Origin of the sequence: Microcystis sp. M165S2, from assembly GCF_020245885.1 — a bacterium.
Taxonomy (GTDB): domain Bacteria; phylum Cyanobacteriota; class Cyanobacteriia; order Cyanobacteriales; family Microcystaceae; genus Microcystis.
In genome coordinates, this window is sequence record NZ_JADBTZ010000389.1 from 1 (window position 1) to 2,928 (window position 2,928).

3 protein-coding genes are annotated in these 2,928 nt (G+C 44.1%); all 3 read left to right on the top strand.

The genetic code is table 11. The features are described 5' to 3' along the window. A partial coding sequence (locus IM479_RS19285) for an RNA-guided endonuclease TnpB family protein (RefSeq protein ID WP_287699536.1) occupies positions 1-603 on the top strand: 603 nt, incomplete at its 5' end. 12 nt (positions 604-615) lie between these two features. Further along, the gene (lnt, locus tag IM479_RS19290; RefSeq protein WP_287077181.1) at positions 616-2,172 is read left to right on the top strand and encodes an apolipoprotein N-acyltransferase; all 1,557 of its coding nucleotides are present in this window, start codon (positions 616-618) and stop codon (positions 2,170-2,172) included. A 29-nt stretch (positions 2,173-2,201) separates the two neighbouring features. Next, positions 2,202-2,444, top strand: a complete 243-nt coding sequence (locus tag IM479_RS19295; protein ID WP_286824385.1) for a DUF8620 family protein — start codon at positions 2,202-2,204, stop codon at positions 2,442-2,444. Positions 2,445-2,928 lie beyond the last annotated feature (484 nt).

A 2,928-nucleotide genomic window follows, 5' to 3' on the forward strand; every position in this document is an offset into this window, starting at 1 on the left:
TATCGGAGACTGCGAAAGGCACAAAAAAGCCTTTCTAGAAACCAGAAAGGGTCAAAAAATCGGGAACAAGCGAGAATCAAAGTAGCCAGGATTCACGCCCAAATTACTGATAGTAGAAAAGACCATTTACACAAGCTAACCACTCAATTAGTTCGTGAAAACCACACGATTGTGGTTGAGAATTTAGCCGTCAAGAATCTGGTCAAAAACCCGAAATTATCTCAGGCAATATATGATGTAAGCTGGGGAGAAATCACTCGACAATTAGCCTACAAATGCCGTTGGTATGGGAGAAATTACCTCGAAATAGATAGATGGTTTCCCAGTTCTAAAAGGTGTAGTAATTGTGGGTATATTGCTGAGAAAATGCCGTTAAATATTCGAGAATGGGACTGTCCAGACTGTGGGACTCACCATGACCGAGATATTAACGCCAGTAAAAATATTTTGGCCGCAGGACTTGCGGTGTCAGTCTGTAGAGCGACCATAAGACCAGAACAGAGTAAATCTATTGTAGATGTGCTGAAAAACTTCTGTATTTCTCTTGTTTTTTGTCTTCCCTCTAGCTACTCTGATCTAGTAGGTCAGACGAGTTCAACCTGACTTGAGTGAAAGATGGTGCGTTTTCTCTGGGCAATTTTGGCCGGTGTGGGGATGGGGTTAACAGTAGCGCCGGTTTCTTGGTGGTTACTCGCATGGATTTCTCTAGTCCCCCTGTGGATTGTTGTGAGATTAGCGGAAAAATCCCTAAAAAAACCGCTTTTATACGGTTTTGGCTGGGGTTTTGCCTACCATGGACTGGCTTTATTCTGGATCACGGGAATTCACCCGATGACGTGGATGGGTGTCCCCTGGTTAGCGAGTTTGTTAATTGCCCTGTTTTGTTGGTTGTTTATTACTTTTTGGGGAACGGCGATCGTGCTAACTTGGACGTTAGTTATGTTTTATGTCAACAAAAGTGTTAATCAGTCATCTTTTAGGGATGCCCTCCTACGGGTTTTCATCGGCACTGCCCTCTGGTGTGGGTTAGAATCTCTCTGGAGTCAATCCCCTCTCTGGTGGACTACCCTTGCTTATAGTCAAAGTCCCCATAATTTATTGATTCTGCAATTGGGCAAATTATCGGGTTTTACGACGGTAACGGCGGCAATTGTGGCAATTAACGGTTTAATCGCCGAAAGCTTTCTCCTAATCCGTCAATCGCGGCAAAATCTCGCTTTTCTCTCTTTACCCCTCCTCATTTGTTTGAGCCTCCATCTCTGGGGATGGAATGTTTACCATAAACCGATCGAAAAGTCAAGGGATTTAGGAATAAAAATTGGCGTAATTCAGGGCAATATTGCCAACACGATTAAACTTTCGCCCCTGGGATTTCAAAAGGCGCTCGAAGGTTACACCTCTGGTTATCAAATTCTCGCTGATCAAGGAGTAGATGCCGTCTTAACTCCTGAAACGGCCTTACCCTACTATTGGGAGAACTTAGTCAATAATAGCTCGATTTATTCGGCAATTTTAGCCAAAAAAACGCCGATCTGGTTAGGTGCATTTGGCAAGGTGGACAAGGGTTATAACAATAGTCTCTTGACCATTGATGGCGAGGGACAGGTGATTAGTCGGTATGATAAAGTAATTCTCGTGCCTTTAGGCGAATACGTTCCTTTTCAGGAAATTTTGGGCGGAATTGTCGATCGCCTTTCTCCCTTGCAAGCGCATTTAATCCAGGGAAATCCTGATCAAATTATTGACAGCCCTTTCGGTAAAATAATTGTGGGCATTTGTTACGAGTCGGCTTTTTCCGAACATTTTCGCCGTCAAACTGCTAGGGGAGGCGAATTTATTATTACCGCTTCTAATAACGCCCATTATAGCCACGCCATGCCCGCTCAACACCATGCTCAGGATACCATGCGAGCGATCGAAACCGATCGATGGATGGCCCGGGCCACCAATACAGGTTATTCTGCTTTTGTGGATCCCCACGGTAATCACCTTTGGCTATCGGATCTGGATAGATATCAAATCCATAGCGAAACAATTTATCGACGGGATACGAGAACTTTATATGTGCGCTGGGGAGATTGGTTAACTAAAGTTTTAATCATTACTGCCGGACTAGCTTGGCTCTGGAGAGCTTGGGATCAAGGTGACAGTGGTATACTTTTTCGTGAATAAACTGTTAAATAACCTAAGTTTTTGATGCAATGAAAGAGCAATTTGTCAAGTGGTTGAATAGAATCTTAATATTTGATGTGTTTTTAGTAATAGCGGGCTTTCTCTGGTTTGCCCTGGCTGTTATCGGTGAATCCACGGGAATTCCCCTAGGATTTAAACTTTTTCAGCGTCTTTGGCTGCCCTTATTCAATCCTGCTATTAGTATTTTAATTGCGGGGGCGATTGTCAGCTGGGCGATTAATAAAATTCAAGAGCGCTGGTCCCCTAAATAGGGCTGGCTGAATAAATCTAAAAACCTTGCTGGATAAGACTTTTAGACTTTTTTCCCCTCAAAAAGTGCTGACCATTGGAGTTATCGGGGGTAGAATTGAGGTACTTTTTCCCTGAAAATTAGGTAATTGACCCCCTCAAAACTGGTAAAACCCCACACCCCACACCCTACACCCTACACCCACCGAAAAACTTTTTGCCGCAAATCCTAGTTCAGATTCTTGACTTTCGTAGCGAGATGATTCCCCCGCCCCTAGAAGTTATTTTTCCTAGTTGTTGACATCCTCGCCGCCGTAAAACGGACTGCGATTCCTCACCACGCCACCTTTTTAGAATGGTCGCGTCAATGGGGTTGACGCTTCACGGGATGCTGCTTCTTTAACAGAAGTCTTACGCTTTCCTCTACGTCCGTTTAAAGTCTCCGAATGTCCTCCGGCGACCTTGATATTTACCGCAGCGTTTACATCTCGATCATGAAAAGTGCCA

Coding starts and splice junctions, on each gene's coding strand:
- IM479_RS19295 (WP_286824385.1), top strand. CDS start 2,202: ATGAAAGAGCAATTTGTCAAGTGGTTGAATAGAATCTTAATATTTGAT.
- lnt (WP_287077181.1), top strand. CDS start 616: ATGGTGCGTTTTCTCTGGGCAATTTTGGCCGGTGTGGGGATGGGGTTA.